5 protein-coding genes are annotated in these 5103 nt (G+C 72.6%); 3 read left to right on the top strand and 2 right to left on the bottom strand.

The features are described 5' to 3' along the window. Positions 1–484 precede the first annotated feature (484 nt). Complete coding sequence (locus ACWGDE_RS35950; protein ID WP_453393278.1) at positions 485–1786, bottom strand: sensor histidine kinase; 1302 nt, start codon at positions 1784–1786, stop codon at positions 485–487. 363 nt (positions 1787–2149) lie between these two features. Beyond that, the gene (locus tag ACWGDE_RS35945; protein ID WP_453393277.1) at positions 2150–3328 is read right to left on the bottom strand and encodes a sensor histidine kinase; all 1179 of its coding nucleotides are present in this window, start codon (positions 3326–3328) and stop codon (positions 2150–2152) included. Between the two features lie 155 nt (positions 3329–3483). On the opposite strand from ACWGDE_RS35945, the gene ACWGDE_RS35940 reads away from it, so the two are divergent. The 3 genes from ACWGDE_RS35940 to ACWGDE_RS35930 all read left to right on the top strand — a co-directional run. Continuing rightward, positions 3484–3891 (top strand): NADH-quinone oxidoreductase subunit A, encoded by a 408-nt coding sequence (locus tag ACWGDE_RS35940; RefSeq protein ID WP_453393276.1) that lies wholly within the window; start codon positions 3484–3486, stop codon positions 3889–3891. Beyond that, positions 3882–4499 carry an NADH-quinone oxidoreductase subunit B gene (locus ACWGDE_RS35935; protein ID WP_453393275.1) on the top strand — a complete coding sequence of 206 codons (618 nt, stop codon included), beginning with the start codon at positions 3882–3884 and terminating at the stop codon, positions 4497–4499. The genes ACWGDE_RS35940 and ACWGDE_RS35935 overlap by 10 nt, the downstream gene beginning before the upstream one ends. Further along, positions 4496–5103: NADH-quinone oxidoreductase subunit C (locus ACWGDE_RS35930; protein ID WP_453393274.1), on the top strand; the 608-nt coding region annotated here is incomplete at its 3' end. The genes ACWGDE_RS35935 and ACWGDE_RS35930, both read left to right, overlap by 4 nt.

Here is a 5103-nt window from a genome sequence, read left to right as displayed (position 1 = left end):
GTCGCTTCGCGATGGCCTTCGGCCACCCTTGACAGGCCGTCCCGTCCCGGAAAAACACAAGACTCCCGGGATCCCCCCGGGGGATGGCCGGGGGGCAGAGGGTGAGGGGCGGCCTGGTTGCAGCAGGCCCGCCTGTGGCGTTGAGGCGCGCCAGATCGCTACACAGTCCCGCTCGGTTTAGCGTCCGGCCGCCGTCTGGGGCTGGTGGGCGCGGCAGATCGCTACGCAGTCCCGCTCGGTTTAGCGTCCGGCGGCCGTCTGGGGCTGGTGGGCGCGGCAGATCGCTACACAGTCCCTCTCGGCTTAGCGGCTGGCCGCCGTCCGGGGGTGCGCAGCCCATCTCAACCCCGCCGGCGTTTGAGGCGCGGCCGCGGCGCCGCAGCCGGAGACGGCGGGCCGCCCAGGCCGGGGCTCCGGGGTGCGGGCAAGCCCGAGCCCCGGAGTACGGGCCGCCGGGCCAAGGGGCCGGGCCGGGCCCGGGGGCTCAGACGCGCCAGGGGAGCTCGGCGGTCACCGTGGTGCCGACGCCCGCGGGGGAGTCGACGACCAGCACGCCGTCCACCGCATCCAACCGCTCGGAGAGACCCGCCAACCCCGACCCGCCCAACACATCCGCCCCGCCCCGCCCGTCGTCGGCGACCTGGATCAGCAGCCGCTCGCCGGACTTCCACACGTCCACGGAGGCCGTACGCGCCCGGGCGTGCTTGCTGATGTTCTGGAGCAGCTCCGAGACCGTGAAGTACGCGATCCCCTCGATCGCCGCCGCCGGACGCGCGGGCAGGTCCACGGACACCCGTACCGGCACGGCGCACCGGGAGGCCACCGAGGACAGCGCCGCGTCCAGACCCCGGTCGGTCAGCACGGCCGGGTGGATCCCGCGGGCGAGGTCCCGCAGCTCCTGCAGGGCGACCTTCACCTCGCCGTGCGCCTCGTCGACCATCCGGGCGGCGGCCCGCGGGTCCTCGGTGAGCTTCTCCTTCGCCAGCCCCAGATCCATGGCCAGGGCCACCAGCCGGGCCTGGGCCCCGTCGTGCAGGTCCCGCTCGATGCGCCGCAGATCGGCGGCGGCGGTGTCGACGACGATCCCGCGGTCGGACTCCAGCTCGGTGACCCGGTGATCGAGCCGCGACGGTCCGAGCAGCCCGGCGACGAGCACCCGGTCGACGGTGGTCAGCGCGCGGACCACCCACGGCGTGGCCAGGGTGAAGGCGAGCCCGATCAGGCAGGTCAGCGCGATCGCCACGGGCGAGTCCAGGTAGAACGTGTACTCGTCGTTCTGGAAGAGCATCAGCCCCGGCTGGTCCGTGAAGGACGGGAAGACCCAGAACCAGAGGGGGTAGAGCAGCATGGCCCACCCGTACGCCCAGAACACCAGGGCCACGCAGAAGCCGAACACCGCCCACGGGAAGTGGATCACGGAGTAGAGCACGTGTCGCCAGGCGCTCCCGCTCTTCAGCAGGGCCCCTATGGCGGGGAGCATCCCGGCCTTCTTCGCCCGGATCGGGGCCGGCTCGGCGATGTCGTGGCCGAGCAACCCGCGCACCCGGGCCCGCTCCAGCCGGCCGAAGCCCCGGCACATGGCGAGCACCCCGGCGAGCACCGGGACCCCGAGGAAGGTGACGAGCAGCCCGGCGCCGAGGCTGACGCCCGTGATGGCGAGCGAGAAGTACAGCGTGCTGAGCGGCAGCCCGAGCAGCAGGTACCCGAACTCCCGCCAGGCCCGTCCCTCCACGGGAGCCCGCAGCACCCTGCCGATCCCACTTGCGCCGCGCTCGCTGCTGCCCATGATTCCAACCCGCCCTTCGATCCGCCGAGACCCCCCAACCCTCCCGCCGAACCCCCCACCCCAACCATCCGGCACGTCGGTCTCTCCCAAGGGGGGTTAACCCCACCCCCAAGCGCAGCCCGTTCCAGCCCCGCCGTCGCCTCCAGCACGCCCCGGGGTCGCGCGGCCATTCCCATCCCCACCAACGCCTCCGGGCCGCCCCTGGGCAGCGCAGCCCATCTCAGCCCCGCCGGCGTTTGAGGCGCGGCCACGGCGCCGCAGCCGAGAACGGTGCGCCGCCCAGGCAAACGACCCCGGGGCCCGGGGAGAACCCCGAGCCCCTCACCACCGGCCGGCCAGGCCAAGGGCCGGCCAGGCCAACGGCTACGCCAGCCGATCACGCCACGGCAGCTCGGCCGTGACCACGGTCCCCGCCCCGGGAGGGGACTCCACCACCAGCACCCCGTCCACCGCGTCCAACCGCTCCGAGAGCCCCGCCAACCCCGACCCCGCCCCCGCATCGGCGCCACCGCGCCCGTCGTCCGACACCCGGATCAGCAGCCGCCGCTCCGCCCGCCACACTTCCACCGCCGCGCCCCGCGCCTGCGGCCCCGCGTGCTTGCTCACGTTCTGCAGCAGCTCCGAGACCACGAAGTACGCGATCCCCTCGATCGCCTCCGCCGGCCGCGCCGGCAGGTCCACCGACACCTTCACCGGCACCAGGCACCGCGAGGCCACCGAAGACAGCGCCGCGTCCAGCCCGCGGTCGGTCAGCACCGCCGGGTGGATGCCCCGCGCCAGGTCCCGCAGTTCGCGCAGCGCCAGCTTCACCTCGCCGTGCGCCTCGTCGACCATCGCCGCCGCCCCCTCGGGGTCCTCCAGCAGCTTCTCCTTCGCCAGGCCCAGCCCCATCGCCAGCGCCACCAGCCGCGCCTGCGCCCCGTCGTGCAGGTCCCGCTCGATGCGCCGCAGGTCCGCCGCCGCCGTGTCGACGACCACGCCCCGGTCGGACTCCAGCTCGGCGATCCGCCGCTCCAGTTCGTCCGACGGGGACAGCAGGCCCCGTACCATCGCCCGGTCCACGTTCGCGAGCAGCCGGGCCACCCACGGCAGTACCGGCCACAGCACGAACAGCCCGACCAGCGCCACGGTGAACGTGAGCACCGCCCACGGCAGCCGCACCAGCTCGAACAGCACGGCCCGCCACGCCACCGGGTCCTTGAGGCTCGCCCACAGCCAGGGGAAGAATCCGCCGGAGCGCGCCGGCCCGGGCATCGGGCTCGGCTCGTCCACGCGTACGCCCAGGAGGTCGCGGGCCCGCGCCCGCTCCAGTCGTCCCAACTGGCGAGACAGGAAGAGACCGCACGCGAACAGCGGAAGTCCGATCGCGGTCACCGACAGACCGGCCCCGACCGACACCATGACGACGGTGTAGACGAACCCGATGAGGGCGGCGGGGAAATTGGTCAACAAGTAGGCGATTTCCTTCCACGTCACGGCACTGAAGGGTGCGCGGACGGGAGGAGGAGCGTCGTCGCCGGGGGTGTGATCGGTCGCGGTCATGCGCCCACCCTGTCAAGCGCGCACGTCCGATGCCATGGGGTAGCCGGGCCGAGGTAAACGGGGGATAACCCCACCCTGTGGTAGCCAGGCCCTAGACTCCCGTCCGTACCAGATCAACCTGATCGTCGACAGTCGCCGAGGAACGAGGAACGGACGTGCCCGAACCGACGGTATCGACCGCGACCGTGCTCGCAGCGGACTACTTCCGGACGTATTCGGTCGTCGGCCTCCTGGCCGCGCTCGGTGTGCTGTTCGTGGCGGTGGCGTTCGGCGCCGGCCGCCTGCTGCGGCCCGTCGTCCCGACCCGCGAGAAGCTGCTGACGTACGAGTGCGGCGTGGACCCGGTGGGCGAGGGCTGGGCGCACACCCAGGTCCGCTACTACGTCTACGCCTTCCTCTACGTCATCTTCGCCGTCGACTCGATCTTCCTCTTCCCGTGGGCGACGGTCTTCGCCGCCGCCGGTTACGGCGCCACGACGCTGGTGGAGATGTTCATCTTCCTCGGCTTCCTGGCCGTCGGCCTGCTCTATGCGTACAAGAAGGGCGTCCTCGAATGGCTGTGACCCCGGCCGGTACCCCGGCCGTGCCGTCGGAGCCGCAGCTGCTCCCGGAGCCGAAGAAGCTGGGAGTGCTCTCCCGCCTCGCGCCCGAGCCCATGAAGGTGGTCCTCAACTGGGGCCGCCGCTACAGCTTGTGGGTCTTCAACTTCGGCCTCGCCTGCTGCGCGATCGAGTTCATCGCGGCCTCGATGGCCCGCCACGACTTCATCCGGCTCGGCGTCATCCCCTTCGCGCCCGGCCCGCGACAGGCCGACCTCATGATCGTTTCCGGCACGGTGACGGACAAGATGGCCCCGGCCGTCAAGCGGCTCTACGAGCAGATGCCCGAGCCGAAGTACGTCATCTCCTTCGGCGCGTGCTCCAACTGCGGCGGGCCGTACTGGGACTCGTACTCGGTGACCAAGGGCGTCGACCAGATCATCCCGGTCGACGTCTACGTCCCCGGCTGCCCGCCCCGCCCCGAGGCGCTGCTGCAGGGCATCCTCAAGCTCCAGGAGAAGATCGCCCGCGAATCGCTGGCCGAGCGCTACGCGACGACGGCCCCGCCCTCGCCCGCGCAGCTCACCAGCGGCCTCGTCACCCCTCCGGCCACCCCCGGGACGGACGCGTGAACCTCTACGACTCCCTCCCGGACGCGGCGGGAACGGTCTTCGGCGCGGAAGCCGTGGGCTCGTACGCGTACTCCGTCCTCACCGTCGACGTCCCCACCGCGAGCTGGATCCCCGCGCTGGAGATCGCCCGCGACAAGCTGGGCTGCACGTACTTCGACTGGCTGAGCGCGGTGGACGAGCCCGGCACCGGCTTCCGGATCTGCGCGCACGTGGTCTCCCTGGAGAACCGCCGCGTACGCCGCCTCCTGCTGCGGACCACCGTCCCGCACTCGGCGCCCTCCCTGCCCTCGGCGGTCGCGCTGTACGCGGGCGCCGAATGGCACGAGCGCGAGACCTTCGAGATGTTCGGCGTCGTCTTCACGGACCACCCGAACCTGGTCCCGCTGCTCCTCCCGGAGAACTTCGAAGGCCACCCGCTGCGCAAGGACTTCGTCCTGGCCGCACGCGTGGCCAAGGCCTGGCCCGGCGCGAAGGAGCCGGGCGAGGCACACGACCCGGACGCCCCCAAGCGCCGCCAGATGCTCCCGCCGGGCGTGCCGGACCCCAACGACTGGGGCCCGATGAAGGGCCAGCTCCCGCCGGCCCCCGCCCGGCCCGCCCGCAC

The organism is Streptomyces sp. NPDC054956, assembly GCF_053609185.1.
This window is presented reverse-complemented; position numbering and strand designations above follow the sequence as displayed.